Genomic DNA, 26,993 nt, shown 5'->3' with positions numbered 1-26,993 from the left:
GTTTCCCCTCATGCGCACTTTTCGGCTGGTGATTTCTTGCCCGGACCGCGTCGGCATCGTTGCCAAAGTCAGTAATTTTCTGGCGTCCCATAATGGCTGGATCACTGAAGCGAGTCATCACTCGGACAATCTCAGTGGCTGGTTCTTCATGCGTCACGAAATTCGTGCCGACTCGCTGCCTTTCGGTATCGAAGCCTTGCGCGAAGCCTTTGCGCCGATTGCCGAAGAATTCTCGATGGACTGGCGCATCACCGATACCGAGCAGAAGAAGCGCGTGGTCCTGATGGCCAGCCGCGAGTCCCATTGCCTGGCCGATTTGCTGCATCGCTGGCACAGCGACGAACTGGACTGTGAAATCGCCTGCGTGATTTCCAACCACGACGACCTGCGCAGCATGGTCGAATGGCACGGCATTCCTTACTACCACGTGCCGGTCAATTCACAGGACAAGGAGCCGGCGTTCGCCGAGGTCTCGCGCCTGGTCAAACAGCACGATGCCGAAGTGGTCGTACTGGCCCGCTACATGCAAATCCTGCCGCCGGAACTGTGCCGCGAATATGCGCACAAGGTCATCAACATTCACCACAGCTTCCTGCCATCGTTCGTCGGTGCCAAGCCGTACCACCAGGCTTCCCTGCGTGGTGTGAAACTGATCGGTGCGACCTGCCACTATGTGACCGAAGAGCTGGACGCCGGTCCGATCATCGAGCAGGACGTGGTGCGCGTCAGTCACAGCGACAGCATCGAAGACATGGTGCGTTTCGGTCGTGACGTCGAGAAAATGGTGCTGGCCCGCGGTCTGCGTTATCACCTGGAAGACCGGGTGCTGGTGCACGGGAACAAAACCGTGGTGTTCTGACCGTCGCCACACGACACGGTTGAAATTCGGAGGGCCTGGGCGTTCAATCGCTTCAGGCCCTTCGCCGTTTCTACACTGAGGATATGTCTATGGCCGATCCACTGGATAAAGCCACTTCCAGGGCACCTGCCACGCTGGGGGAGGGCTGTTTGAGTCGTTATGACCCGGATGACATGAGCCCGGAGGACGGCACGGAGTTTCCCGGCGCGGCTCAATTGTGGGAGCAATTGCAGGACCAACCGGAAAAACCGCCTAAGCCTGCTTGAGATTCATCAGCTTCTTGAGCAGTGGCCGGCCAAGCATCAATAGAAACACGGGCCCGCCAACCAGTAGATAGAAGTAGTAAGTCACCGCCCGCCAGATCAGGATCGCCGCAGCTGCCGTGGATTTCCCCACCATGGGCGCCAACAGCGCCGCCGACGTCAATTCCGCCGCCCCCGCGCCACCCGGCAACAGACTGAATTGCCCTGCACTCAATGACAGCATCTGGATCAGAAAACTCCAGGCCCACTGCAAGTCCGCGCCGAGCCCGCGCAACGCCAGGTACAACACGCTGTAACGCAAGGCCCAATGCAGGCAGGTCAGGGCAAACACCGTGATCAATGTCAGAAAGGGCAGCTTCAGGGTGTCGGTAAAGGCTGCCAGGAAATGCAGGAGCTTACGGGCCCAGCGAACCCGGGTGCTGGCTTTGACATTGAGACGCGCCAGCAATTGGCCAGTCAGACGGATCAGTCCGCGATGATAGCGAGCCACGACAATGCAGCTGATCAATCCGCCGAACATCGAGACGGCGCTGACGGTCAGCAACCACTCCATGCGTTGGCTGAGGTGCTGGAACAGGGCATAAATCAGAATCCCGCTCAGCGCGCAGAGAAAGAACAGCAAGTCACTGAGCTGGTCCATGGCGAACACCGCGCTGCCCCTCGCCGGACGCACGCCGTTGCGTGCCAGCAGGGCCATGATCGTCAGCGGTCCGCCGCTGCCGCCCGGCGTGGCGCAGTAGGCAAATTCGGCGGCCATCACGACGCCGAGGCTTTTGACCGGGCTGACCTTGCCGCGTTGATCTCCCAGCAGCAAGCGCAAACGCAGCGTATTGATCAACCAGCACAACAGGATCATGCCGAACATGATCAACAATTCGCTCAAGGGAAAACTCTGCAATCGCGACCAGGTCTCGCTTCCTCCCAATAGCCAGGGGATCAGCACCGCGGCAAGCAGGCCGACGAACAGCAGAAAGCCGCGACTCATGCGGCACGACCCATGCGATCGTCGTGCCGTGCCAGCCAGCTCGCCTTGGTCATCGGCTTTCGCCCCTCGGCGATCAGGCGCTTGAGGGTTTGCAGCCAGTAGCTACGCGAGAACTCATGGCGCATGTCCACCGGGTGCAGGCCGAGTCGAATCACCGGTGCTTGTCGCCAGCGTTGTTCGCGTTGATCACTGACCAGCTTCGATATTCCCCGGCGCCAGGCACTGCGCGCACTCCAGACCAGACCCGGGGCATCGACGACGGCGAAATCCGGCAGTCGATAGAGGTGTTGCGGGTCGCTGGTGTAACTCAGCGGCAATTGGCGCAGGGCTTGGCGTGTGCCTTCGCTCATCAGCCACGCGGGAGCGACGAAGCCATGCAGCGGCCAACGGTAACGCTGAAACATTTCGATGCCGGCGTGCAGGCGGGTGAGGGCCGCTTCCCGGGTCAGGCTGTAGAACTCGCCTTCGTGGGTGTAGAGCCGGCGCATGAACCAGTCTCGGGGATTGCTCGCCATTGGTCCGTCGTCGCAATGGAAATAACCGTGCAACGCCAGTTCATCACCGCGAGCCAGGCGTCCGCTGAGCAGGCGACGGAATCCCGGATGCGCCTCCAGGTCATCGTGTTTGTGGAAGTTCGGCACCACCAGCCAGGTCATCGGCACGTTGCCCAAAGCATCGACGGCTTCGACAAAGGGCTGATAATCGGCCCAGGTGTGTGGTGCGACGTCGTGCAGCACCAGCAACAGGCTGGGCGGGGCCATGGGCTCAGCCATTGGCCACCTGCGGCCATTGGCTGCCGAGTACGGCGTGATAGTGACCGAGCAGGCTGTTGACCACGGTGTCCCAAGAGTAATGTCGTTCGACATGGCGCCGCGCTTGTTGGCCGAGGGCGGCGCAGCCCTGATTGAACAGTTCGTGCACCGCATTGGCCATCGCCTGCGGATCGTTGGGCGTACAGAGCAAGCCGCATTGACGGGTGACAATTTCCTCAAAGGCCCCGGCCGCGGCGGCCACCACCGGAATTCCGCTGGCCATGGCTTCGAGGATCACCAGGCCAAAGGTCTCCTGGTCACCGGCATGCAGCAACGCATCGGCACTGGCCATCAGGCGGGCGACTTGCGCGGCGGGGCAGAATTCGTCGACGACAGTGACATTATCCGGCACCGCAGCCGGCATCGAAGAGCCCACCAGCAGCAAGTGAAAGCGCCGGCCCAGGCGCTTCATGCACTCAAGCAGCACAGGCAGGTTTTTTTCCTTGGAACCGCGCCCGGCAAAGATCAGCAAATGGGTGTTTTCATCGATGCCCAGTTCGGCTCGCAGCCCCGGATCACGGGCGTCGGGGTGAAAGGTCTGCAAGTCGACGCCCAAAGGCTGCACGAAAACGTTCTTCACCCCCAGGCCTGTCAGTTTTTCAGCCATGACCCGACTGGGTGCCAGCACGCGGTCGAAATTGCCGTAGAGCTTCCTGACATAAGCCTCGATGTTGGGGGTGACCCAATTTCCCATCCGGTTGCTGATCAGCAGCGGCAGGTCCGAGTGGTAAAAACCAATGACCGGCACGTCCAGTTGCCGTCGGGCATCCAGGGCGGCCCAGGCGGTGAGGTAAGGGTCGCCAACCTCGATCAGGTCCGGTTGCAAATCATGGAGGACATTGCGCCAGGGCGCGAGGCGGAGAGGGAAACGATAACCCTTGCCGAAGGGCAGGGCGGGCGCTGGAACGGTGTAAATGCCATCACGTTCGCTAAAAGAGGCCCCAGGGATCAACAAACTGTGGCGGATACCCGGCCGGTTGCACAGGCGACGGTGTTTGGCATCCAGATAAGTGCGCACGCCACCGCTGGCGGGGGCGTAGAACATGGTTATGTCGGCTATGTGCACGATCAACATCCCTCCGGTCCGTTGCTCTCCCTTGGTTGACCTTAATGAAGAATAGTTGTTCGGTTGCGGATTTGTGGGCGAGGACGGAGGTAACGGCGATGTTGTGGCGAGGGAACTTGCTCCCTCGCCATAAGGGGGGATCAGACGCTAGATTCGGAAACTGCCCACCAGGTGCTGCAGTCGCGCCGCCTGCTGTTCCAGATCGGCACAGGCGCGCAAGGTCGCTTGCAGGTTTTCCACACCTTCTTGATTGAGGGTGTTGATTTCGGTGATGTCCACGTTGATCGACTCGACCACGGCCGTCTGCTCTTCGGTCGCCGTGGCCACCGACTGGTTCATGCCGTCGATTTCGCCGATGCGTTGGGTCACGCTGCTCAGGCGTTCGCCCGCCAGGTTGGCGATGTCCACGCTGTCCTGACTGTGGCGCTGGCTGTCGCTCATGGTACTGACGGATTCGCGCGCGCCGACTTGCAGCTCCTCGATCATGGTCTGTACCTGTTGCGCAGACTCCTGGGTACGGTGCGCCAGGTTGCGAACTTCGTCGGCGACCACGGCAAACCCGCGTCCGGCTTCACCCGCTCGTGCGGCTTCGATGGCGGCGTTGAGGGCCAGCAGGTTGGTTTGCTGGGAAATGCTGGTGATCACTTCGAGAATCTGCCCGATGTTCACGGTTTTGCTGTTGAGCGACTCGATGTTGCTGCTGGAGGCGCTGAGCATGCTCGATAGCTGATTCATCGCGGCAATGCTGCGATCGACCACGTGCTGGCCGTCTTCTGCCAGGCTGCGGGCATCGCTGGCCTGGGTCGAGGCTTGCGCGGCGTTGCGGGCGATCTCCTGGGCGGCGGCGCCGAGCTGATTGATGGCTGCCGCCACACTGTTGGTGCGCGAAGCCTGCTGGTCGGAGTTGTACATCGAGGAGTTTGAGGCCGCGACGACCCGCAACGCGACTTCGTTGACCTGCCCGCTGGCCGAACACACTTCGCGGATCGAACCGTGAATGCGCTCCACAAAACGGTTGAAAGCGGTGCCAAGGATGCCGAACTCATCGTGGTTCACAATGGTCAGGCGTTTGGTCAGGTCACCTTCGCCGTCGGCAATATCGGCCATGGCGCGAGTCATGACGTGCAACGGCTGGATCAGGATGCGGATCAGCATGCCCAGCAGGGCGATGATGATCGCCACGGCAATGACGGTGGCAACGACTGCCGAGGCGCGGAACTCGCTGAGCGTGGAAAAGGCTTTGTCCTTGTCCACGGATAAACCGATGTACCAGTTCACCGACGATAATCCTTTGATCGGGGTGAAGGTCATGATGCGGGTTTTGCCATCGACCTGGATTTCGCTCAGGTCGCTGCTGATGGCAGGCGTGTCCTGCGGGTAAACATCCTTGAGCGATTTCATCACCATCGATTTGTCGGGGTGGACCAGGATCTTGCCGTCCGAGCTGACCAGAAAGGCGTAGCCCATGCCGCCGAAGTCCAGCGCATTGAGGGTGTCGGCGATCACTTGCAAACTCAAGTCGCCGCCGACGACACCGATGTTTTGTCCGTCCTTGATCACACTGTCGACGATGGAAATCACCAGTTGGCCAGAGGCCAGATCAATATACGGTTCAGTCAATGCAGGGCCGTTCGCGCTTTGCGCACTCTTGTACCAGGGGCGAGCGCGCGGGTCATAGCCATCGGGCATCTTGCTGTCCGGACGGATCATGAAAGAACCATCCTTGTTGCCCAGATAGGCGCCCATGAACGTCGACGTCACGGCCTTCTGCACAAGCAGATTGGAAACGTTGTCGGTATCAGGGTTCAGTGCGGTGGTTTGCGACAGGTTTTCGATCAACAAGCTGCGACCGGCCAGCCAGGTCTGGATGTTGTTGGCAGTGACTCTGCCCATCTCCTGTAGATTATTGCCCAGGTCCCTTCGAATGGCGTTGCGCTGTAAGTAGTCGTTGTACAGCGTGAATGAGGCGAAGGCAGTAATGACGACGAGCGCGGCGGCAAGCAGGATTTTATGGCTGAAACGCAGATTTTTGTTCATGACTTAGGGGTCCGCTAAGGTCTTAATGTACAACGCGTGCTTTTATAAAGAGACGCAAAATGTGCAAGGTTCAAAGCAAGTGATATTTCCGCCGCTCCTTAGAGAAATCTCTTACAGATTGTGTCTGTCTGCTTTGTCGTTATGTCTATCGGCCGTGTAGGACCAAAGATTAACCATGGGGGACCAAATGTCTGAGTCATTGCAAATCGTTATCGGCGCCGATCCCGCGGGGCAGCCGATCACCCAGGCCATGCGCCTGGCCAATCGCCACGGTTTGATCGCGGGCGCCACCGGGACAGGCAAGACCGTTACCTTGCAACGCATGGCCGAAGCCTTCAGTGACGCCGGTGTAGCGGTATTCGCCGCCGATATCAAAGGCGACCTGTGCGGCCTGGGCGCCGCCGGCAATCCCCAGGGCAAAATCGCCGAGCGGATCGCCGGCATGCCCTGGCTGAACCACAAGCCTCAGGCTTATCCGGTAACGCTGTGGGACGTGCACGGTCAGTCCGGTCATCCATTGCGCACGACCTTGAGCGAAATGGGGCCGCTGCTGTTGGGAAGTTTGCTCGAATTGACGGACAGCCAGCAGTCGGCGCTGTACGCCGCCTTCAAGGTCGCGGACCGCGAAGGCCTGTTGCTGCTGGACCTGAAAGATTTGAAGGCGCTGCTCAATCACCTCAAGGACAATCCGGCGTTGCTCGGCGACGACGCGGCGTTGATGACCACCGGGTCCAGTCAGGCGCTGTTGCGGCGCCTGGCGATCCTTGAACAGCAGGGCGCCGAAGCGCTGTTCGGCGAACCGGCGCTGCAACTCGAAGATATTCTGCAACCGGGCGCCGATGGGCGCGGACGTATTCATTTGCTCGATGCCAGTCGTCTGGTTCATGAAGCGCCTAAGGTCTACGCAACATTCCTGCTCTGGCTGCTGGCTGAATTGTTCGAGCAATTGCCGGAGCGCGGCGATGCGGATAAGCCGCTGCTGGCGCTGTTCTTCGACGAGGCACACTTGTTGTTCGCCGGTACGCCCAAGGCATTGCAGGATCGTCTGGAACAAGTGGTGCGGCTGATTCGCTCGAAAGGTGTCGGCGTGTATTTCGTCACCCAATCGCCGGGTGACCTGCCGGATGACGTACTGGCGCAGTTGGGTTTGCGCATCCAGCACGGCTTGCGCGCATTCACCGCCAAGGAGCAGAAATCCTTGCGGGCGGTGGCCGAGGGTTTCCGGCCGAACCCGGCGTTCGATGCCCTGTCGGTGCTGACCGAACTCGGGATCGGCGAGGCGCTGGTCGGCACCTTGCAGGACAAGGGCACGCCGGAGATGGTCCAGCGGGTGCTGGTGGCACCACCGCAATCGCGGATCGGGCCGCTGAGTGAGGCCGAGCGCGCGGCATTGATTGCCAGCTCGCCATTGCAGGGGCGATATGACAAGCCGATCGATCGCGAATCCGCCTACGAAGTGCTGATGGGGCGCAAAGGCCTGGCGCCTGAAGCTGAACCCGGCAAGCCGGCTCCGCAGGAGCCAAGCTTCACCGAACAGGCCGGCGAATTCCTCGGCACCGCGGCAGGGCAAGCGCTGAAGTCGGCGATGCGACAGGCGGCGAATCAGTTGGGGCGACAGCTGGTGCGCGGGTTGATGGGATCATTATTAGGCGGCAGCAAACGCCGTTGATTTGAGTCGGCGCGTAAAAACGGTGGGAGCGGGCTCGCTCCCACATTGGTTTTTTATCAACCCTTGGGTCTGGCGTGCGCCGCCAATCGTTCCAGCGCGGCCCGCAGGTTCGGGTCGCTGATGCCATCGGCCGTCGCCTGAATGGTGGCGGCGGCATCGTTGGACAAATCCATGGTATGCCCGGCGGCACCTTGCTGAACGGTGGGCGGCTGTACCTTGAACAGGATTCGCGTGAGGCTGGTGAACTCGTCGAACATCTGCAATTGCCGCTGCAGGCGCTTTTGTTGATAACGCAGGCGAGTGGCCCAATGACCGTCGGTGACAATCAGCAACAAACTGCCTTCGCGCCACGACGCTACATGACAATGCTCGCGGGCGGCCGGCTGCAGTTGGCTTTCCAGTAGCCGCTGCAGATGTCCAAGGCGTTGAGCGTGGCCGAGAATAGCCTTGAGCGGCTTGGCTTCGCGAAGCAGAACGGCGGGTGCTCTGGCCGTAAGAGGGCGAAATGCCATGATCAGACACCTTAAGTAACAGAGCCGCCATGGTAGCAGAAAGCGCCGGATGCACCTGCCCCATTGCTTTTATGCGGGGTTTGCCCATTAAATCAACAAGTAACTTCTGTCGCCTATGGCTTGAAGTTCAGCCATTTGCCCCTATTTTAAGTGAGCCCCGTCACAGCGCTGTGCCAGCATCGTGGAATAACGCCACTTTCCTCACCATCGTTTCCGGGTAGAATGCTCGTTCGCATGCGGCCATGAGGGCTGCACGGGCGACTCACGGGGCCGCCCTCCATCCCTTTAGTGTGGAAGATCCTGCCGATATGTTTGCGCCTTTGTTAAAGAAACTTTTTGGAAGCAAGAACGAGCGTGAAGTCAAACGCATGCTCAAGACGGTGCAACTCGTCAATGCCTTCGAAGAGCAAATGGTGGCCCTTTCGGACGATCAATTGCGTGCCAAGACAGATGAGTTCAAGGCCCGCATCGCCAAAGGGGAAACCCTCGACAAGCTGCTGCCAGAAGCCTTTGCGGTCGCCCGCGAAGCCGGTAAGCGCGTCATGGGTATGCGCCACTTCGATGTCCAGCTGATCGGCGGCATGACCTTGCATGAAGGCAAGATCGCCGAGATGCGTACCGGTGAAGGCAAGACCCTGGTGGCGACACTGGGCGTTTACCTCAACGCATTGTCCGGCAAGGGCGTGCACGTTGTGACGGTGAACGACTACCTGGCTCGCCGCGACGCCAACTGGATGCGCCCGCTTTATGAATTCCTCGGCCTGTCGGTCGGCGTGGTCACGCCGTTCCAGCCGCCGGAAGAGAAGCGCGCCGCCTACGCCGCCGACATTACCTACGGCACCAACAACGAATTCGGTTTCGATTACCTGCGCGATAACATGGCGTTCAGCATGGAAGAAAAATTCCAGCGCGAACTCAATTTTGCCGTGATCGACGAAGTCGACTCCATCCTCATCGACGAAGCCCGTACGCCGCTGATCATTTCCGGTCAGGCCGAGGACAGCTCCAGGCTGTACATCGAGATCAACAAGCTGATCCCGCAGCTGGAGTTGCATGTCGAGGAAGTCGAAGGCGAAGTCACCAAGGCCGGTCACTACACCGTTGACGAGAAGACCCGCCAGGTAGAGCTCAACGAAGCCGGTCACCAGTACGTCGAAGAAACCCTCACCCGCATCGGCCTTCTGGCTGAAGGCGAGAGCCTGTACTCGGCGCACAACCTGAGCCTGTTGACTCACGTGTATGCCGGTCTGCGTGCGCACAAACTGTTCCATCGCAACATCGAATACATCGTGCAGGATGGTCAGGTTGTCCTGGTCGACGAACACACCGGTCGTACCATGCCGGGCCGTCGTTTGTCCGAGGGCCTGCACCAGGCCATCGAAGCCAAGGAAAACCTCAACATTCAGGCCGAAAGCCAGACCCTGGCGTCGACCACGTTCCAGAACTACTTCCGTCTGTACAGCAAACTGTCCGGCATGACCGGTACGGCGGACACCGAAGCGTTCGAATTCCACCAGATCTATGGCCTCCAGGTCATGGTCATTCCACCGAACAAGCCGTTGGCCCGTAAGGATTACAACGACCTGGTGTTCCTGACCGCCGACGAGAAATACGCGGCAATCGTCGCCGACATCAAGGAAAGCATGGCTGCCGGTCGTCCGGTGCTGGTGGGTACTGCGACCATCGAAACGTCCGAGCACATGTCCAGCCTGCTCGTGAAGGAAGGCATCGAACACAAGGTCCTGAACGCCAAGTTCCACGAAAAAGAAGCCGAGATCATCGCCCAGGCCGGTCGCCCAGGTGCACTCACCATCGCCACCAACATGGCCGGTCGTGGTACCGATATCCTGTTGGGCGGCAACTGGGAAGTGGAAGTCGCTTCGCTGGAAGACCCGACCCCTGAGCAGATTGCCCAGATCAAGGCCGACTGGCAGAAGCGTCACCAGCAAGTGCTCGAGTCGGGCGGTTTGCAGGTGATCGCGTCCGAGCGTCACGAATCGCGCCGTATCGACAACCAGTTGCGTGGTCGTGCCGGTCGTCAGGGTGATGCCGGTTCCAGCCGTTTCTACCTGTCTCTGGAAGACAGCCTGATGCGCATCTTCGCCTCTGACCGGGTGAAGAACTTCATGAAAGCCCTGGGCATGCAGCCTGGCGAAGCGATCGAGCACCGCATGGTGACCAACGCCATCGAAAAGGCGCAGCGCAAGGTTGAAGGTCGCAACTTCGATATTCGCAAGCAACTGCTCGAGTTTGACGACGTCAACAACGAACAGCGTAAAGTGATCTATCACATGCGTAACACGTTGCTGGCCGCGGACAACATCGGTGAAACCATCGCCGACTTCCGCCAGGACGTGCTCAACGCCACCGTCAGCGCGCACATTCCACCGCAATCGCTGCCGGAGCAGTGGGACGTGGCCGGTCTGGAAGCCGCCTTGCAGAGCGACTTCGGCGTGGCGCTGCCGATCCAGCAATGGCTCGACGAAGACGATCACCTTTACGAAGAAACCCTGCGCGAGAAGCTGATGCAGGAACTCGTGGCGGCGTACAACGAGAAAGAAGACCAGGCGGGCGCCGAGGCGCTGCGTACTTTCGAGAAGCAAATCGTTCTGCGCGTGCTGGACGACCTGTGGAAAGACCACCTGTCGACCATGGATCACCTGCGTCACGGCATTCACCTGCGTGGCTATGCCCAGAAGAACCCGAAACAGGAGTACAAGCGCGAGTCGTTCACGCTGTTCTCCGAACTGCTCGATTCGATCAAGCGCGATTCGATCCGTGTGCTGTCCCACGTTCAGGTTCGTCGCGAAGATCCGGCCGAAGAAGAAGCCCGTTTGCGTCAGGAGGCCGAAGCACTGGCGGCGCGCATGCAGTTCCTGCATGAAGAAGCCCCGGGTCTGGAGCAGCCGGAAGCGTTGGGTGAAGAGGTCGATGTGGCCCTGGCCACCGCACCGGTACGCAGTGAGCAGAAGCTGGGCCGTAACGAGCTGTGCTACTGCGGTTCGGGCAAGAAATTCAAGCATTGCCACGGGCAGATTCAGTAACCCCGTTTCAAACGCTGAAATACCCGCGCCGCGACCGGCTCCTGCCGTCGCGGCGTTTTGCCATTTAAACCACCGCTCTTCCTGAAGCGGTGCACACATCATCTATAAGGAGCGCATTCATGGCTGTTGGTCTTGGTCCTTTGCCAACGTTGCACCCGGTTGCCGGTTTTGAACTCGGTATCGCCTCGGCCGGTATCAAGCGCCCGGGGCGCAAGGATGTTGTGGTCATGCGTTGTGCCGAAGGTTCGACCGTCGCCGGCGTGTTCACCCTCAACGCCTTTTGTGCGGCACCGGTGATCCTGGCCAAGCAGCGCGTGCAAGGCCCGGTACGCTACCTGTTGACCAACACCGGCAATGCCAACGCCGGTACCGGCGAACCCGGCCTTGCCGCCGCCGAGCGCACGTGCGCCAAGCTGGCCGAGCTGGCGGGTGTGGATGCCAGCCTGGTGCTGCCGTACTCCACCGGTGTGATCGGCGAGCCACTGCCGGTCGAGAAAATCGAAGGCGCGCTGCAAGCCGCCCTCGACGACCTGTCGGTCAATAACTGGGAAGCCGCTGCCACCGGCATCATGACCACCGATACCCTGCCCAAGGGTGCCAGCCGTCAGTTCCAGCATGATGGCGTGACCATCACCGTCACCGGCATCAGCAAAGGCGCGGGCATGATCCGCCCGAACATGGCGACCATGCTGGGCTACATCGCCACCGACGCCAAAGTTTCCCGCGATGTGTTGCAAAACCTGTTGCTGGACGGCGCCAACAAGTCGTTCAACCGTATCACCATCGATGGCGACACTTCGACCAACGACTGCTGCATGCTGATCGCCACTGGTCAGGCTGCGCTGCCGGAAATCACCCGCGCTGAAGGCGAGTTGTTCGCCAAGTTGAAACAGGCCGTGTTCGAAGTGTGCATGGAAGTGGCCCAGGCGATCGTGCGCGACGGTGAAGGCGCGACCAAGTTCGTCACCGTTGAAGTCAACGGCGGCGGTAATCACCAGGAGTGCCTGGACGTTGGTTATACCGTGGCCCACTCGCCGCTGATCAAGACTGCATTGTTTGCTTCCGATCCGAACTGGGGTCGTATCCTCGCTGCCGTCGGCCGCGCGGGCGTACCCAATCTGGACGTGAGCAAGATCGACGTGTTCCTCGGCGACGTGTGCATCGCCAGCCGTGGCGCGCGCGCCGCGACTTACACCGAAGCCCAGGGCGCGGCGGTGATGCAGAAGGAAGAAATCACCATCCGTATCGAGCTGGGACGCGGCGATTGCAGCGAAACCATCTGGACCACCGACCTGTCGCATGAGTACGTGAAGATCAACGCGGAATACCGTACTTAAGATCGCGTCGACCCCATCGCGAGCAGGCTCGCTCCCACATTGGGTTTGTGTACACCCGAATAACTGTGGGAGCTAGCCTGCTAGCGATGGCGGTCTGCCAGTCACTCGCTAGACTGGTCTGTCCCCTTCATCAAAAGGTCCCGAACATGAGCCTGCACCTGATCATCGGCGACAAACTGTTTTCCTCCTGGTCCCTGCGCGGCGCTCTGGCCCTGGACTTGGCCGGTGCCTCCTACACCGAAGAATTGATCAAGCTCAACCAGCCGGACACCCGTGAACGTCTGCTCAAGCATTCGCCGACCGGCAAAGTACCACTGCTGAAAACCGGACACGGGACCGTCGCCGATTCCCTGGCGATTGCCGAGTACCTGGCGGAGCAATTCCCCGATGCTGGCCTCTGGCCCAAAGACACCGCGGCCCGTGCCCAGGCGCGTTCAGCGTGCGCACAGATGCATGCCGGGTTCTTCGCCATGCGCGGCAACATGCCATTCGACCTGAGCCATGATGCACCTCTGTCGCCGGTTCCGGCCGACGTGCAGGCGGACATTGAACGCATGTCCGCGTTGTGGGCAGAGTGCCGTGCCGTCGCGACGGAAAGCGGGCCGTATCTGTTTGGTCGGGCCACCCTGGCCGACGCGTTTTTTGCGCCCATCGCCGTGCGCCTGCGCACCTATCAGGTGAAGCTGTCCGCAGCTGACGAAGCCTATGTTCAAACCATCTACCAATGGCCAGCCTTCAAGGCCTGGCAGAAGGCCGGACTGGAGGAAATCAAGCGGTGAAACGAGTACACGTAGCCGCCGCCGTTATCCGTGATAGCAGCGGCAAGATCCTCATCGCTCGCCGTGCCGACACCCAGCATCAGGGTGGGCTGTGGGAATTCCCTGGTGGCAAGGTCGAAGCTGACGAGTCCGTTGAAACGGCTCTTGGTCGCGAGCTTCACGAAGAACTGGGCATTGTCGTCGACGTCGCGCGACCACTGATCAAGGTTCAACACGACTACCCGGACAAGCAAGTTTTGCTGGATGTTTGGGAAGTCTCGGCGTTCACCGGCGAACCTCATGGTGCCGAAGGTCAGCCTTTGGCCTGGGTGACCGCCCGTGAGCTCTCGAATTACGAGTTTCCGGAGGCCAATCGGCCTATCGTCGCTGCTGCCCGTTTGCCCGAGCAATACCTGATCACCCCGGAGGATCTGGAAACCCCGGCCTTGTTGAGGGGGATCCAGAAAGCCATCGCGGGTGGCATCAAGCTGATCCAGTTGCGCGCACCGAACGGTTACGACCCCAAGTATCGTGATCTGGCTGTGGACGCGGTGGGACTGTGCGCCGGCAAGGCGCAGTTGATGATCAAGGGCCCGTTCGAATGGCTGGGGGATTTCCCTTCCGCCGGTTGGCACATTACCTCGGCACAACTGCGCAAATACGCGGCGGCCGGTCGTCCGTTGCCTGCGTCGCGCTGGTTGGCGGCGTCCTGTCATAACGCCGAAGAACTGGCGCTGGCCGAAGAGATGGGCGTGGACTTCGTGACCCTGTCACCGGTGCAGCCGACCCTCACTCATCCGGGCGCTCAACCGCTGGGTTGGGAACAGGCCTCGACCTTGATCGACGGTTTCAGAAAACCGGTGTTCCTGCTCGGTGGCGTGGGGCCTGCGGAAGTCCGGAAGGCCTGGGCGGCGGGTGCGCAAGGTGTGGCCGGGATTCGGGCGTTTTGGCCTGAGGCTTGATTATGCAGTGATGCTGTCGGCCTCTTCGCGGGCAAGCCCGCGAAGAGGGCCTAATAGGCGACGACTAAACTTCAGGTTTCGCCGCGGGCTGCCAAAGAATCTCCGCAACCCCCTGACGCCGGGCAATCACCCGTGCTATCACAAACAGCAAATCCGACAGTCGATTGATGTATGCCAGGCCCACTCCGGCCAACGGTTCAATCGCGTTCAAATGCTGGCAGCGACGCTCGGCACTGCGAGCCAGACTGCGGCAGACGTGAGCCTGGGCAATCAGCATCGAACCGCCCGGCAGAATGAAGTTCTCCAGCGGCCCCAGCTCCTCGTTCCACACATCGATCGCCGCTTCCAGGCGTTCGATTTCTGCGGCGTTCAACGCTTGATACTCCGGCATTGCCAGTTCGCCGCCAAGGTCAAACAGTCGGTGCTGGCAGGGGGCCAATACCTCGATCACTTCCTCCAGCCCCGGATGCTTGACGCACTGCGCGGCCAGCCCGGCCAGTAACACGCCCACCTGACTGTTGAGCGTATCGACCTCGCCTATGGCCTCGATCCGTGGATGGTCCTTGGGCACGCGGCGGCCGTCGCCCAGACCGGTTTCGCCTTTGTCGCCGGTGCGGGTGTAAATCTTCGACAAGCGAAAGCCCATGGTTACCTCGATAGCTGATTGAGTTCTTGAGAGACGAGCGGGGTGCCCGCCAATGGCAGGCGCAGGGTGAAGCAGGTGCCTTGGCCCAGGGTCGATTGCACTTCCATCTGACCCTTATGGTTGTTGGTGATGATGAAGTACGAGACGGACAAGCCGAGACCGGTGCCCTGGCCAATTTCCTTGGTGGTGAAGAAAGGTTCGAACGTGCGTTTGCGTACGCTTTCGCTCATGCCGACGCCGTTGTCTTCGACCTGGATTTCGGCCCATGGCGGATTCAGCTTGGTACGCAGGATGATCCGTCCCGGTTCGCTGTCGTCTTCGCGCTGGTGAATGGCTTGGGCGGCGTTTTTCAGCAGGTTGAGCAGCACCTGCTCCAGTTCGTTGGCCGTGCCGGGCACCGGGCCCAGCGCCGGGTCGAACTGGCGAATGATTGCCTGACCCTTGAAATCGAAACCGATGGCCAGGTCGAAGTCGTTACCGGCGATTTCCACGGCTTGATCAATCAGCGCCGGTAGATCGCAAGGGGCCATTTGGCGAGTGCTTCGACGACTGAAACTGAGCATGTGGGTCACGATTTTGGCCGCCCGGGCGCCGGCCTGCTGGATGCCGTCGAGCAGCTGTGGCACTTCACGGGCTTTCAGGTAGTCATTGACCGTCGACAGTTCGACACCCACCTGTTCGGCCTGCTCAAGGTTCTTCGGCAAGTCGGGGGACAGGCGTCGACGAATGTTCTGCACGTTATGCAGAATCGCGCCCAGCGGGTTGTTGATCTCGTGGGCCATACCGGCGGCAAGGCCGCCGACGGAAAGCATTTTCTCCGACTGCACCATCATTTCTTCCAGGGACAGGCGCTGGGTGATGTCGTCGATCCGGATCACCACGCCGCGCCCGGCGCCGCCCATCAGCGGGTAGAAGGTCAGGGCGTAGTGCTTGGGTTCATCGTCCTTGACCCAGGTCACGCGCTCGATCTTCGCCACGGTGTGTTGTTCTACGGTCTGCTTGAGTTGTGGCAGAAACGGCTTGAGCGGTTCGAAAGCGAGAAAAATTGGCTGGTTCAAGGCTTCATCGAGGCGTGTGCCGGAGAGGGCGCTGGCTTCCTGGTTCCACTGCGTGACGTAGAGCTGCTCGTCGAGGGCGATCAGGGCCGACGGCATGGAGTCGATGATGCTGTTGAGATAATTCTGAAAACCGGTGAGTTTCTTCTCGATCTTGCTGCGCACCTGGACTTCGAGCTCCAGTTTGCGGTTGGTATGCCGGGTTTCTTCGGCCAGCCCCTGAGCCTGGTCATAAGCCGCCTGAGAATCATCCCGCGCCCGCTTGAGTTGCTGCTCCCGGGCCTCGATGCGCGAAAGCATGGTGTTGAACGCTTCAGCGAGACTGCCGATTTCATCGTGATTGCCGCGCGAGGCGCGCAGTGCGTAATTCTCTTCCCGCGTCACTTGTCGGGAGAGTTCTTCGAGTTCGTGGATCGGTCGGGTAATCAGGCGTTTGATTTGCCGGGCGATCACCATCCACAGCAGCACGCTGAAGATCAGAATCCCGAGACTGGCGGTCAGGGTGCCGGTATAGAACGCCATCGGCAGTTCGCTGCTGGCCACCAGCAGCAAGTGGCCGGGGTCAGTCCCGGGGCGGGGCAGGGTGATCACTTGATTGCTGCGAAACTCGGTGGCTTGCCAGGCTTCGATGTGCCGGTAACGCTCGGGCAGGCTCAGGTGGTCGCCATGTTGCAGCTGTGCCAGACGTACACCTTTGCCGTCATAGAGCGCGGCTGCCCGCAGCGGGGAGTAGCTGTTGAGTTCATTGAGCAGGCGCTCGGCGTTTTGTGGCGATTGCAAGGCATCGGCCACCAGGCTCGGGTTGGACACCAGTCGACCAATGGTCTGCAGGGCCTGCGGGGCCATGCTTTCCTGGGAGATGTAATACGCGGCGCTGATAAAGGTCAGGTTGGCGACCAGCAGGACGGTGGTCAACAGCACCAACAGGGCGGCCAACAGTTTCTGGCCGACGGGCAGGTTTTCAAGGCGCTGGCGCAATGGCATCGGGTTTATCGCTGCAGAGGAACAAGTGGCCAGCGTAGCCGCTGCTCAGTCGCTGGGCAATCCAAGGCTTTTCAGATGGGTGATCAGGCGCTGTTGCAGTTGGTTGAGGTGCGGCAGGTTGAGCTTGTGCCTGTCCGATGCCTTGCAGGCGTAACCCAGCAAGTAACTGATTTCGGTTCGACGTCGGTTGCTCACGTCCTGATACATCGAGGAATAGTTGGCAGCGGTGGCGTGGATCACCCGTTCCACTTCCTGCTGCAGGTTCTCGGCCGCCGCCGGCTGGCCACAGCGCTCAAGCAATTCGGTCAGTTCACCGCAAAGGGTGGCGACTTCACAGTGATGCTCCTGCAGACCGCCATTTCGGCAATCGTGCAGCACCGTCAGCGGATTGATCGCACAGTTGAGCGCCAGTTTGCGCCACAGTCTGGTCAGAATCTCGGTGCTCCACTCATGGGGAATGCCGGCGGCGCTCAGGTCATCGAGCCAGATCGGCGCGACTGGATGGCCAGCATCGCCGAGCCAGGTAAAGCCGTGTCCCGCGAACACCACACGCCAGTCGCCGTCACGGAAGGCGCCTTCGGTGCTTGATGCATAAATGCAGCGTGCCTGCGGTACTTGCGCTGCGACGGCGTCCTGACTGCCCAGGCCGTTCTGCAGGAGAATCAGCTCTGCACCGGGGGCCAGGCGCGGCGCCAGTTGTTCCACGGCTTTTTCAGCGTCGTAGGCTTTGCAGGCGACCAACAGGCGATTGATCGGCTCGATACTGTCGGGTGTTTCAGCCGGTACGGGATAGTGCTGTGCCTCGCCATGTTCGACCAGTGTCAGCCCGCCTGCCGTTTCGTAAGCCTGCAAGCGCGCGCTATCCCGCAGAATCAGTCGCACCGGCACTCCGGCCCGTGTCAGGCGCGTCGCCCACAACGTGCCAAGGCTTCCGGCCCCCAGGACATGCCAGGTGGTGGACATCAGCTTTTTGCTCTGTTTAAGGCGCGCATGGAAGGCTCACAGTGAATGATGGAAAAGACCCGTTATAATCAGCGCGGATTTTTACCGCAAGCCAGGTGTGCTTCATCGGCGCGCCCATTTATTGGAGAAACTACATGCCGTCGTTCGACGTGGTATCCGAACTGGACAAACACGAAGTCACCAACGCGGTCGAAAACGCCGTCAAGGAACTCGATCGTCGTTATGACCTGAAAGGCAAAGGCAGCTTCGAGTTCAAGGAAAAGGACCTGACCGTCAACCTGACCGCCGAAGCGGATTTCCAGCTGGAGGCGATGATTGAGATCCTCAAGCTGTCGCTGGTCAAGCGCAAGATCGACGTGCAGTGCCTTGAAGTCAAGGATGCCTTTGCATCGGGCAAGTTGATGAAGCAGGAAGCCGTTCTCAAGGAAGGTATCGACAAAGAGCTGGCGAAGAAAATCGTCGCTCACGTCAAAGACGCAAAACTCAAGGTCCAGGCCGCCATTCAGGGCGAGCAAGTGCGCATCACCGGCAAGAAGCGCGATGACCTGCAGGAGGCCATTGCGGTGCTGCGGGCCAAGGAATTCGGCATGCCGCTGCAGTTCAACAACTTCCGCGACTGACGTAGCAAGCGGGAACCTCTCGGCGTTTTCGGCGTCCGAGGCCCAAGCAACGGTAGAAACGATTGCCCCTGAGGGTGCGGTCATTTCTACCGTTTATTTTTCGTGTGCCGGATGGCCGGAAATCAGGAGAAAATAGATGGATTTGAATGCTGAAGTAGACAACCTGGTCAAGGTATCCCAGGCCTGGATCCCGATGATCATGGAATACGGCAGTCGTGTGCTGCTGGCAGTGATCACTCTGGCCATTGGCTGGTGGCTGATCAACAAGGTCACGCAAAAGCTCGGCGGTCTTTTGGCCCTGCGCAATGCGGATCTGGCCCTGCAAGGGTTCATCAGTAGCCTGGCGAATATCATTCTCAAGATACTGCTGATCGTCAGTGTGGCGTCGATGATCGGTGTGGAAACCACTTCGTTCGTGGCGGCGATCGGTGCGGCGGGCCTGGCGATTGGTCTGGCATTGCAGGGCAGCCTGGCGAACTTCGCGGGTGGCGTGCTGATTTTGTTGTTCCGACCGTTCCGAATTGGCGACTGGATTGAGGCTCAAGGTGTTGCCGGTACTGTCGACAGCATCCAGATCTTCCACACCGTGTTACGAACGGGTGACAACAAGACGATTATCGTGCCAAACGGCAATCTGTCGAACGGTATCATTACCAACACCAATCGCCAACCGACCCGCAAAGTGGTGTTCGACGTTGGCGTGGATTACGAAGCGGACTTGCAAAAGGCCCGTCAGGTCTTGCTGGACCTGGCCAAGGATCCGCGTGTTTTGACGGACCCGGAGCCTCAGGCAGTCATTTCGACCTTGGGTGACAGTTCGATCACTGTTTCCCTGCGAGTGTGGGTCAAAACGGCAGATTATTGGGACGTAATGTTCATGTTTAATGAACAGTCCCGTGATCGATTGAAACAGGCTGGCATCGATATTCCATTTCCACAACGGGTTGTTCGTGTGGTTCAGGAAGCGGCAGTGCAGTAACCCATACCAACTTAGTTGGTTATTTGCTCCGTTAGTGGCACAGGGCCCAAGAGGATAATTGCCTCTTGGGCTTTTTTGTGATTTTTGATCAGTTCATTGAAAAAAAGACTGATGTTATGAAATGAAGTTGTTTGCTGGCTTTTTACGAATATGGCAGGCATAAAAAAACCGCCCACCTGAAGAGGTGGGCGGTTTTTTACAGTACTTGCTGTGTTACACCCGGATTAGAGGATGTTCAGCGGGTACTCAACAATCAGACGTACGTCGTTGTTGTCAGCAGTGTAGTCAGCGTTGTAGGCACCGTTTGCACGGTAAATCGCGCTACGCAGACGGAACGACAGGTCCTTGGCTGGACCTTCTTGCAGGACGTACTTGGTTTCGAAGTTGAACTCGTGTTCCTTACCTTCGGTGCCTGCAGTCGTTTCGATGTTGTCGCCGTATACGTAGCGAGTCATGAAGCTCAGACCAGGTACGCCATAGGTGGCCATGTTCAGGTCGTAACGAGCCTGCCAGGATTTTTCTTCGACACCGATGAAGTCGGAGATCTGGATGGAGTTCGATACGAAAATTGTGCTGTTACCGTCAACGCCATACAGGTAGTTGGTGTCACCGGACGATTGCTGGTAAGCGAGGGTGAATTTATGTGCACCCAGGCTGTAGGCAGCTGCAAGGCTCCACAGTTTGTTGTCGAGCTTGCCATACAGCGCCTGGCCCTGATCCTTGGTGCGATAGGCGTTGAGGTCGAAGTTCAGCGACTGAGAGTCATTGATCGGAAGGGTGTAGTTGGCGTTGAGGTATTGTTTCTTGAAGTAGTCATCAACGTCGGACGCAGCGAGCCCGGCTACGAAGTTATCGGTGAACTGGTAGGTTGCGCCAGCGATGTTGGCACTGGTCAGACCCGCGGTGTGCTTCCCGTTGATGCTGTCCTTGCCCATGCCAGTTTGCGAGCTCAGAGCAGTGAAACGACCGGCGCTGAGTTCAAGGCCTTTGATTTCCTTGCTGGTAATCAGAGTGCCTTCAGCGACTTCTGGCAGCAGACGGCTGTCATCGGTAGCAAATACAGGGCTGGCAACGAATTGACGACCGTATTTGAGGGTGGTGTCGGAGAGGCGGAACTTAACGGCTGCGCCGCTTTTGCCCTGGCTCTTTTCCGGGTTACCGTCGCTGTCAGTGGCGAACAGGCCGTTACCGGCACGACCCGACCCGCCGTCGAGTTTGGCGGTACCCATTACCATGGCATCGAGGCCGACGCCGATAACGCCTTGGGTGAAGCCCGATTCGTAGTTCAGCAGTTGGCTGATACCGGTGTCTTGGCGGTAGCCCGAAGCACCGCCAGAAGTGCTGTTGCTCGCGCCATTTCTGAAATCGCGGTTCATGTATTCAAGACGGGTTTTCAGTTTCAGGCTCGAATCTTCGACAAAACCCTTGGCGTCGTCCTGGGAGGACGCTACTGCGAACTGCGAGGTACCAGCTGCAACAGCCAGTGCGATCATGCTCCACTTCATCACGCGCATCGTGATTTGCTCCTTTGGTTTTTAGAAGAGTACTGCCGTCCCACCTGTTTTATTATCTGGGCGGCTCTTTCTTTTTGTGTCGGCGCAAACTTATATCACGCCGACAATGTTGGCGATACTTGCGCATCTAACCTTTCAGCTTCTTTACGACCCTGTCGCAAACGGCTTGCTAGATGTCGCAAATTTACAGCCCCGATGCAACAGGACGGACAACTTTAATGCTGTTTCTGGGCTTGAGCATCGGTAAAAAGAGTCCTTGGTGAAACGTTTGAATCTCCATCGGGCTACCTGCCACTATTTTTTTGGGTCTCAAGGTTCCCGCTTCCAGCGGTGTCCTCATAGACGATGTGGGTGCTAATGCAACAAGTGTGCACAAACCAGCTTTTTGCTGATCTTTTTTTCTGAATGCCTGCCTGGTGCGCTAAAAACCTCATAAAACCGGGGGGGCATGCTTCTGTTAGTCGAGCTTGACGCCATGGTTTGCATCGTGTTTATCGCCATGTACGGCGGCGTGACAACCAAAAACGTTACCTGTTCACCCCACCAGTGAGTAGATGGCGGATGTCGAAGCATTCAGCGTAGACGCACTGTGCGGTTTTGGTGCAAATAATTTAACGCGCTGTACTGAATTCGTACAGTTACGCGTTTGCCACGCCTTGAACGGATAGGTAGTTGCTGGTCATTTCGCTATTCGTTTCACTGGCAATGGGTCTGTAATGGTGCGTTTCGCCATGAAATGTCTCATCTCGGGGCGCGCGTCGGCCCTTTGCAAGCTCTCGGGCGGGCTTCGGCAATGGTTGCTCGTGAAGCCGGCGACATTCGCAGGTATGCTGCCGACCAGTCGCTTGGTGCGCGATCTTTCGGGATGGGCGCTAAGCTGAAAATTGATGACCAGGCGGGAGTGCACTCAGTGTTCGCTTTAGATCCACGACTTCAACAAGACACGTTGCCGATTGGCGATTTCCCGCTTTGTCGGTTGCTGTTGTCCAATGATTCGAATTATCCCTGGTTCATCCTGGTGCCTCGCCGCGACGATATCAGTGAGATATTTCAGTTGGATGTCGCCGATCAGTTGCGGCTCTGGCAGGAAACCACCGCGCTGGCCGAGATGCTCAAGGACTCATTCGGCGCGGACAAGTTGAATGTCGCGGCCTTGGGCAACGTTGTCAGCCAGTTACACATGCATGTGATCGTGCGCAAGCGTGAGGACATCGCCTGGCCGGCTCCGGTCTGGGGCAAGCACCCGGCCAAACCCTACAGTGCCGAGCAGGTCGAGGCGATTCGCGAGCGGCTGCGCCTGGTGCTGACCAGTGATTTTTCGTTCGTGGAGGGCTGAATCATGAGTCTGGAAGATCGCATTACCGATCTGGAGAGCCAGTTGGCGTTTCAGGATGACACCATTCAGGCATTGAATGATGTAGTGGCGGCACAGCAGCGTGCGGTTGAGCGCCTGCAACTGCAAATCGCCGCATTGCTCAAGCGCCAGGAAGAAATGGCCGGCCAGTTCGAGTCGTTCGAGGAAGAGGCGCCGCCGCCACATTACTAAGGCCCAGGCGCCGGCAATAAAAAACCGCGAACAGCCTGGCTGTTCGCGGTTTTTTTATGCCTTGAATCAGCGTCGCGGCAGAGCGGCGATCACATCTTCGGCTTGCAGGCCCTTGTCACGGTTCATGACGGAGAACTCCACGCGCTGGCCTTCGACCAGGACGCGGTGGCCTTCGCCGCGAATGGCCCGGAAGTGCACGAAAATATCGTCGCCGGAGTCGCGGGAAATAAAGCCGAAGCCTTTCGACGTGTTGAACCACTTGACGGTGCCGGTATCGCGGTTGCTCATGTCATAGCCAGGCGAAGTGGTGGCCGGTGACGATTTGTAAAAACTGACCGCCAGGTGCAAAACAACGGCAATCAGGGCAGCGACCAGGCTGAACAGAACGGCAGGTTGACCGGCGATCACCGGCATCGGTGCGATCAGCGTCAGTGTTTGCAGGACAACAGCCAGCACCAGCAGGGCGCTGACCAGGTTCTGCAATTGATGGCGAGGGCCTTTGTTCCAGTATGGGATAACAGGAGCGAGGGTAAGGTTTAGCAGGCCGAAAAAGGCCAGGTACAGTGCGTCGGGTTGTTGCAGGTAAGGTACGGCTTCGGATCGCAGGCTAGGGATGAAGGACAGCAGCAGAGCCGCTGCGCCCATTAGCAGGTGGACGATTTTCAACATTTTGATTAACTCACGTTAAGACGGATCACAAGGAAGAGCTGATCGAGCACGGTTCGCTTCAGAACAATAAGAGGCGTTGGGTACGTACCCGGTGTCAGCCTATGCGCGGCGCCCGGAAAATATAGGCGTCAGCGACACACCGCCTATTTAACAGCAAAGCCAGTAGCTACTCAAATCAGGGAGTCCAGCGGTGCATGGGGGCGATTTTTCGTGGGCTGAAAAGGGGAGGCAGGGCTGCAGCGGGGGGAGGGGCTTGCTAGAGTGATCCTGCACCTGTCGGATGAATTTCGTCACCTTTAGGGGAAAAACATGGCAATCGATATCGGAATCAGTGAAGAGGACCGCAAGTCCATCGTCGACGGATTGTCGAGGCTGCTGTCGGACACTTACGTACTTTACTTGAAAACCCATAACTTCCATTGGAACGTCACCGGTCCCATGTTTCGGACCCTGCATTTGATGTTCGAGGAGCAATACAACGAGTTGGCACTGGCGGTCGACTTGATTGCCGAGCGAATTCGCGCACTCGGATTTCCGGCGCCTGGCGCCTATTCAGTCTATGCGCGCCTGTCTTCCATTAAGGAAGAAGAAGGTGTTCCGGCCGCCGAGGACATGATCAGGCAATTGGTCGAAGGCCAGGAGGCAGTGACACGTACGGCACGAGGCATCTTTCCACTGCTGGAGAAAGTCAGTGACGAGCCAACGGCCGACCTGCTGACCCAGCGTATGCAGGTTCATGAGAAGACCGCGTGGATGCTGCGCTCACTGCTGGCTGAGTAACTCATTCTGTGCGCGGACGACACCCGGCGTGTGTCGTCCGAGCGCTGTCTTGTCTTTTTTCGGTAATACGCCCTGCTGCCGGAATGACCCTTTACTGGGGGGCGTAGGAAAAAGCCCGGAGTAGGACGCTCTCCATGATCTGCCTTCAGTTGTTGGCTTATCCTACGTGGATGGTCATAAAGTCATCTGGATATAACTTTGTCCTCGCGGTTTTATAAGCACACAAATTGCGCTTATGAAAACCCGGAATGGCAAAGGAGTGTCAACGGTATGGATTATGAGGACAGGCGAAACGAGCAGAGGATCGGTCCGCTCGCAGACATAAGGATTGATCCGTTTGTCAGCGAATTCGATATGGGGCTGGCCCGGCCCTTGTCCCGGTCGGTGCGCCTCAATGGCTTTGCCACCTGTTTGCGGCTTGAGCAGGTTTACTGGGATATCCTGGGCGATATGGCCAGGATCAACTGTTGTTCGGTCAGTGCATTGTTGTCCCACGTGGATCGCGAAGTGCATTTGCGTCATGGAGGGGTGAAGAATTTCAGCGGCCTGGTGCGTGTTGTCTGTGTCGTGCACAGTCGCAAGGAAGGGCGTTGCATGGTGATGGCCTGACTGTCGCAGTGGAGCAGCGGTGTGTCGATCTGTGCAGTCTTACGGCTGCACTGGCTGCATTTAATGGATATAATCCCGCGCTTTGCCGTAAAACCGAGTGTAGACGGTAGCAATCTGATCACCGAGACAACCCTCATGCCGATGTACGATTATCAATGTGCTTCCTGTGGTCATCAGTTGGAAGCCATTCAAAAGATCAGCGACGCACCGCTGGTCGACTGCCCTGCATGCCAGGCGCCAGAGCTTAAGAAGATGCTGTCCATGCCGGGTTTCCGCCTGAGCGGTACCGGCTGGTACGAAACCGATTTCAAGACCGGTTCCAAGAAGAACCTGGCCGGCGGCGACAAAGCTGACTAGGGTCTGGACCTGAGTTGAACGACACGTGCGAGCCCTTGCATCATCTGCCGACTGGTATATACGCAGGGCCTCCAACCGAATTTCGAATTACGAGAAGTGAAACCACGACCATGATGCGCAGCCATTATTGCGGCCAACTGAACGAAAGCCTGGACGGCCAGGAAATTACCCTTTGCGGATGGGTCCACCGTCGCCGTGACCACGGTGGGGTGATTTTCCTCGATATCCGTGATCGTGATGGTCTGGCCCAGGTCGTATTCGATCCGGACCGCGCTGAAACCTTCGCCGCCGCCGACCGCGTGCGCAGCGAGTATGTCGTGAAGATCACCGGTAAGGTTCGCCTGCGTCCGGCCGGTGCTACCAACGCCAACATGGCGTCGGGCATGATCGAAGTCCTCGGCTACGAGCTGGAAGTGCTGAACGAGTCGGAAACCCCGCCGTTCCCGCTGAACGAGTTCTCCGATGTCGGCGAGGAAACCCGCCTTCGCTATCGCTTCCTTGACCTGCGTCGCCCGGAAATGGCCGAGAAGCTGCGTCTGCGTTCGCGCATGACCACCAGCATTCGTCGCTACCTGGATGAAAACGGCTTCCTCGACGTCGAGACGCCGATCCTGACTCGCGCCACCCCTGAAGGCGCGCGCGACTACCTGGTGCCGAGCCGTACCCACGCCGGTTCGTTCTTCGCCCTGCCTCAATCGCCGCAGCTGTTCAAGCAACTGCTGATGGTCGCCGGCTTCGATCGTTACTACCAGATCGCCAAGTGCTTCCGCGACGAAGACCTGCGTGCCGACCGTCAGCCGGAATTCACCCAGATCGACATCGAGACCAGTTTCCTCGATGAAAAAGACATCATGGGCCTGACCGAAGGCATGATCCGCAACCTGTTCAAGGAAGTGCTGGATCTGGAATTCGGTGAGTTCCCGCACATGACCTTCGAAGAGGCCATGCGTCGTTACGGTTCCGACAAGCCGGACCTGCGTAACCCGCTGGAACTGGTTGACGTTGCCGATCAGCTCAAGGAAGTCGATTTCAAGGTGTTCAGCGGCCCGGCCAACGACCCGAAATGCCGCATCGCCGCCTTGCGCGTTCCTGGCGGCGCCAGCATGCCGCGCAAGCAGATCGACGATTACACCAAGTTTGTCGGCATCTACGGTGCCAAGGGCCTGGCGTACATCAAGGTCAATGAGCGCGCCAAAGGCGTCGAAGGCCTGCAATCGCCAATCGTGAAGAACATCCCTGAAGCCAACCTCAACGTGATCCTTGATCGCGTCGGTGCGGTTGACGGCGACATCGTGTTCTTCGGCGCCGACAAGTCGAAGATCGTCAGCGAAGCCCTGGGTGCTCTGCGGATCAAGCTGGGCCACGACCTGGACCTGCTGACTTGCAAGTGGGCGCCAATGTGGGTCGTCGACTTCCCGATGTTCGAAGAAAACGAAGACGGCAGCTTCAGTGCCTTGCACCACCCGTTCACCGCACCGAAGTGCACCCCGCAAGAGCTGGAAGCCAATCCGGGAGCCGCTCTGTCCCGCGCCTACGACATGGTTCTGAACGGCACGGAGCTGGGTGGTGGTTCGATCCGTATCCACCGCAAAGAGATGCAACAGTCGGTATTCCGCCTGTTGGGCATCAACGAGGCTGAACAGGAAGAGAAGTTTGGCTTCCTGCTTGACGCCCTGAAGTACGGTGCGCCGCCGCACGGTGGCCTGGCTTTCGGTCTGGACCGTCTGGTGATGCTGATGACCGGTGCCCAATCGATCCGCGAAGTGATCGCTTTCCCGAAAACCCAGAGCGCGGCGGATGTCATGACTCAGGCGCCGGGGCAGGTGGATGCCAAGGCATTGCGCGAACTGCATATTCGTCTGCGCGAAACGCCTAAGGCTGAGTAAGACTGGCCTGAAGGGCGCATCTTCGGATGCGCCTTTTCTTTATAAGGGTCGAAATTTTTTGTTTGCCGGCCGACGCGACGC

Annotated in this window: 25 protein-coding genes; 15 read left to right on the top strand and 10 right to left on the bottom strand. The window is 58.8% G+C overall.

The features are described 5' to 3' along the window. The first annotated feature begins 10 nt into the window (after positions 1 to 10). Positions 11 to 859, top strand: a complete 849-nt coding sequence (gene purU / locus JQF37_RS08560) for a formyltetrahydrofolate deformylase (RefSeq protein WP_130204561.1) — start codon at positions 11 to 13, stop codon at positions 857 to 859. Positions 860 to 948: 89 nt separating this feature from the next. Next, positions 949 to 1,125, top strand: a complete 177-nt coding sequence (locus tag JQF37_RS08555) for a hypothetical protein (RefSeq protein WP_189340258.1) — start codon at positions 949 to 951, stop codon at positions 1,123 to 1,125. On the opposite strand, the gene JQF37_RS08550 is transcribed toward JQF37_RS08555, so the two are convergent. The 4 genes from JQF37_RS08550 to JQF37_RS08535 form a co-directional block, all read right to left on the bottom strand. Further along, a complete protein-coding gene (locus JQF37_RS08550) occupies positions 1,112 to 2,107 on the bottom strand; it encodes a lysylphosphatidylglycerol synthase transmembrane domain-containing protein (protein ID WP_130204563.1) in 996 nt (331 codons plus the stop codon). The two genes, JQF37_RS08555 and JQF37_RS08550, sit on opposite strands and share 14 nt — an antisense overlap. After that, positions 2,104 to 2,880 (bottom strand): polysaccharide deacetylase family protein, encoded by a 777-nt coding sequence (locus tag JQF37_RS08545; RefSeq protein ID WP_130204565.1) that lies wholly within the window; start codon positions 2,878 to 2,880, stop codon positions 2,104 to 2,106. Before JQF37_RS08545 ends, JQF37_RS08550 begins: the two co-directional genes overlap by 4 nt. Next, positions 2,873 to 3,994, bottom strand: coding sequence for a glycosyltransferase family 1 protein (locus JQF37_RS08540; RefSeq protein ID WP_130204567.1), 1,122 nt, complete (start codon positions 3,992 to 3,994; stop codon positions 2,873 to 2,875). Before JQF37_RS08540 ends, JQF37_RS08545 begins: the two co-directional genes overlap by 8 nt. A 138-nt stretch (positions 3,995 to 4,132) precedes the next feature. Further along, a complete protein-coding gene (locus JQF37_RS08535) occupies positions 4,133 to 6,022 on the bottom strand; it encodes a methyl-accepting chemotaxis protein (protein WP_130204569.1) in 1,890 nt (629 codons plus the stop codon). 187 nt (positions 6,023 to 6,209) lie between these two features. Here JQF37_RS08535 and JQF37_RS08530 point away from each other — a divergent pair, with 187 nt between their 5' ends. Continuing rightward, positions 6,210 to 7,691 (top strand): helicase HerA-like domain-containing protein, encoded by a 1,482-nt coding sequence (locus JQF37_RS08530; protein ID WP_130204571.1) that lies wholly within the window; start codon positions 6,210 to 6,212, stop codon positions 7,689 to 7,691. 56 nt (positions 7,692 to 7,747) lie between these two features. Here the strand turns inward: JQF37_RS08530 and JQF37_RS08525 are convergent, their stop codons facing one another. After that, the gene (locus tag JQF37_RS08525; protein WP_130204573.1) at positions 7,748 to 8,203 is read right to left on the bottom strand and encodes a DciA family protein; all 456 of its coding nucleotides are present in this window, start codon (positions 8,201 to 8,203) and stop codon (positions 7,748 to 7,750) included. 308 nt (positions 8,204 to 8,511) lie between these two features. On the opposite strand from JQF37_RS08525, the gene secA reads away from it, so the two are divergent. From secA to JQF37_RS08505, 4 genes are all read left to right on the top strand, one after another. Beyond that, positions 8,512 to 11,247 carry a preprotein translocase subunit SecA gene (secA, locus tag JQF37_RS08520; RefSeq protein WP_130204575.1) on the top strand — a complete coding sequence of 912 codons (2,736 nt, stop codon included), beginning with the start codon at positions 8,512 to 8,514 and terminating at the stop codon, positions 11,245 to 11,247. A gap of 119 nt (positions 11,248 to 11,366) precedes the next feature. Then, entirely contained in the window at positions 11,367 to 12,584 is a 1,218-nt protein-coding gene (gene argJ / locus JQF37_RS08515) for a bifunctional glutamate N-acetyltransferase/amino-acid acetyltransferase ArgJ (RefSeq protein WP_130204577.1), read from the top strand. Between the two features lie 146 nt (positions 12,585 to 12,730). Continuing rightward, complete coding sequence (locus tag JQF37_RS08510; protein WP_130204579.1) at positions 12,731 to 13,363, top strand: glutathione S-transferase family protein; 633 nt, start codon at positions 12,731 to 12,733, stop codon at positions 13,361 to 13,363. After that, positions 13,360 to 14,304 carry a Nudix family hydrolase gene (locus JQF37_RS08505; protein ID WP_130204581.1) on the top strand — a complete coding sequence of 315 codons (945 nt, stop codon included), beginning with the start codon at positions 13,360 to 13,362 and terminating at the stop codon, positions 14,302 to 14,304. Before JQF37_RS08510 ends, JQF37_RS08505 begins: the two co-directional genes overlap by 4 nt. Before the next feature lie 64 nt (positions 14,305 to 14,368). On the opposite strand, the gene JQF37_RS08500 is transcribed toward JQF37_RS08505, so the two are convergent. From JQF37_RS08500 to JQF37_RS08490, 3 genes are read right to left on the bottom strand one after another with little or no spacing between them, the layout of a single operon-like run. Beyond that, a complete protein-coding gene (locus tag JQF37_RS08500) occupies positions 14,369 to 14,950 on the bottom strand; it encodes a cob(I)yrinic acid a,c-diamide adenosyltransferase (RefSeq protein ID WP_130204583.1) in 582 nt (193 codons plus the stop codon). A gap of 2 nt (positions 14,951 to 14,952) precedes the next feature. Then, entirely contained in the window at positions 14,953 to 16,989 is a 2,037-nt protein-coding gene (locus JQF37_RS08495) for a HAMP domain-containing sensor histidine kinase (RefSeq protein ID WP_130204585.1), read from the bottom strand. A gap of 45 nt (positions 16,990 to 17,034) precedes the next feature. Continuing rightward, entirely contained in the window at positions 17,035 to 17,952 is a 918-nt protein-coding gene (locus tag JQF37_RS08490) for a putative 2-dehydropantoate 2-reductase (protein WP_130204587.1), read from the bottom strand. A 134-nt stretch (positions 17,953 to 18,086) separates the two neighbouring features. Between JQF37_RS08490 and JQF37_RS08485 the strand changes: the two genes are divergently transcribed. Together JQF37_RS08485 and JQF37_RS08480 are read left to right on the top strand one after the other, a co-directional pair. Continuing rightward, positions 18,087 to 18,572: a YajQ family cyclic di-GMP-binding protein gene (locus tag JQF37_RS08485; protein ID WP_047532521.1), complete on the top strand. Its 486-nt coding sequence runs from the start codon at positions 18,087 to 18,089 to the stop codon at positions 18,570 to 18,572. A gap of 136 nt (positions 18,573 to 18,708) precedes the next feature. Next, on the top strand, positions 18,709 to 19,551 hold the full coding sequence (locus JQF37_RS08480) for a mechanosensitive ion channel domain-containing protein (protein ID WP_130204589.1): 843 nt from the start codon (positions 18,709 to 18,711) through the stop codon (positions 19,549 to 19,551). Between the two features lie 224 nt (positions 19,552 to 19,775). Here JQF37_RS08480 and JQF37_RS08475 read toward each other — a convergent pair whose 3' ends face one another. Then, entirely contained in the window at positions 19,776 to 21,065 is a 1,290-nt protein-coding gene (locus JQF37_RS08475; protein ID WP_130204591.1) for an OprD family porin, read from the bottom strand. A 910-nt stretch (positions 21,066 to 21,975) separates the two neighbouring features. Here JQF37_RS08475 and JQF37_RS08470 point away from each other — a divergent pair. Both JQF37_RS08470 and JQF37_RS08465 read left to right on the top strand, forming a co-directional pair. Then, positions 21,976 to 22,401 carry an HIT domain-containing protein gene (locus JQF37_RS08470; protein WP_130204593.1) on the top strand — a complete coding sequence of 142 codons (426 nt, stop codon included), beginning with the start codon at positions 21,976 to 21,978 and terminating at the stop codon, positions 22,399 to 22,401. Positions 22,402 to 22,404: 3 nt separating this feature from the next. Beyond that, positions 22,405 to 22,611: a SlyX family protein gene (locus tag JQF37_RS08465; protein ID WP_130204595.1), complete on the top strand. Its 207-nt coding sequence runs from the start codon at positions 22,405 to 22,407 to the stop codon at positions 22,609 to 22,611. Positions 22,612 to 22,677: 66 nt separating this feature from the next. Here the strand turns inward: JQF37_RS08465 and JQF37_RS31695 are convergent, their stop codons facing one another. Then, positions 22,678 to 23,280, bottom strand: a complete 603-nt coding sequence (locus JQF37_RS31695) for a cold-shock protein (protein WP_047532515.1) — start codon at positions 23,278 to 23,280, stop codon at positions 22,678 to 22,680. A 309-nt stretch (positions 23,281 to 23,589) separates the two neighbouring features. Here JQF37_RS31695 and JQF37_RS08455 point away from each other — a divergent pair, with 309 nt between their 5' ends. The 4 genes from JQF37_RS08455 to aspS all read left to right on the top strand — a co-directional run bounded on the left by JQF37_RS08455 (position 23,590) and on the right by aspS (position 26,912). Further along, on the top strand, positions 23,590 to 24,060 hold the full coding sequence (locus tag JQF37_RS08455; RefSeq protein WP_047532514.1) for a Dps family protein: 471 nt from the start codon (positions 23,590 to 23,592) through the stop codon (positions 24,058 to 24,060). Positions 24,061 to 24,330: 270 nt separating this feature from the next. Then, entirely contained in the window at positions 24,331 to 24,669 is a 339-nt protein-coding gene (locus JQF37_RS08450; RefSeq protein WP_130204597.1) for a ribbon-helix-helix domain-containing protein, read from the top strand. Positions 24,670 to 24,804: 135 nt separating this feature from the next. Beyond that, complete coding sequence (locus tag JQF37_RS08445; protein ID WP_007977333.1) at positions 24,805 to 25,026, top strand: zinc ribbon domain-containing protein; 222 nt, start codon at positions 24,805 to 24,807, stop codon at positions 25,024 to 25,026. A gap of 110 nt (positions 25,027 to 25,136) precedes the next feature. Then, the gene (gene aspS, locus JQF37_RS08440) at positions 25,137 to 26,912 is read left to right on the top strand and encodes an aspartate--tRNA ligase (protein WP_130204599.1); all 1,776 of its coding nucleotides are present in this window, start codon (positions 25,137 to 25,139) and stop codon (positions 26,910 to 26,912) included. The last annotated feature ends 81 nt before the right edge of the window (positions 26,913 to 26,993 follow it).

Source organism: Pseudomonas sp. MIL9, assembly GCF_016887925.1.
GTDB classification, from domain to species: Bacteria; Pseudomonadota; Gammaproteobacteria; order Pseudomonadales; family Pseudomonadaceae; genus Aquipseudomonas; species Aquipseudomonas mohnii.
The sequence above is the reverse complement of the archived record's forward strand: the minus strand, read 5'-3'. Positions and strand labels throughout refer to the sequence as shown.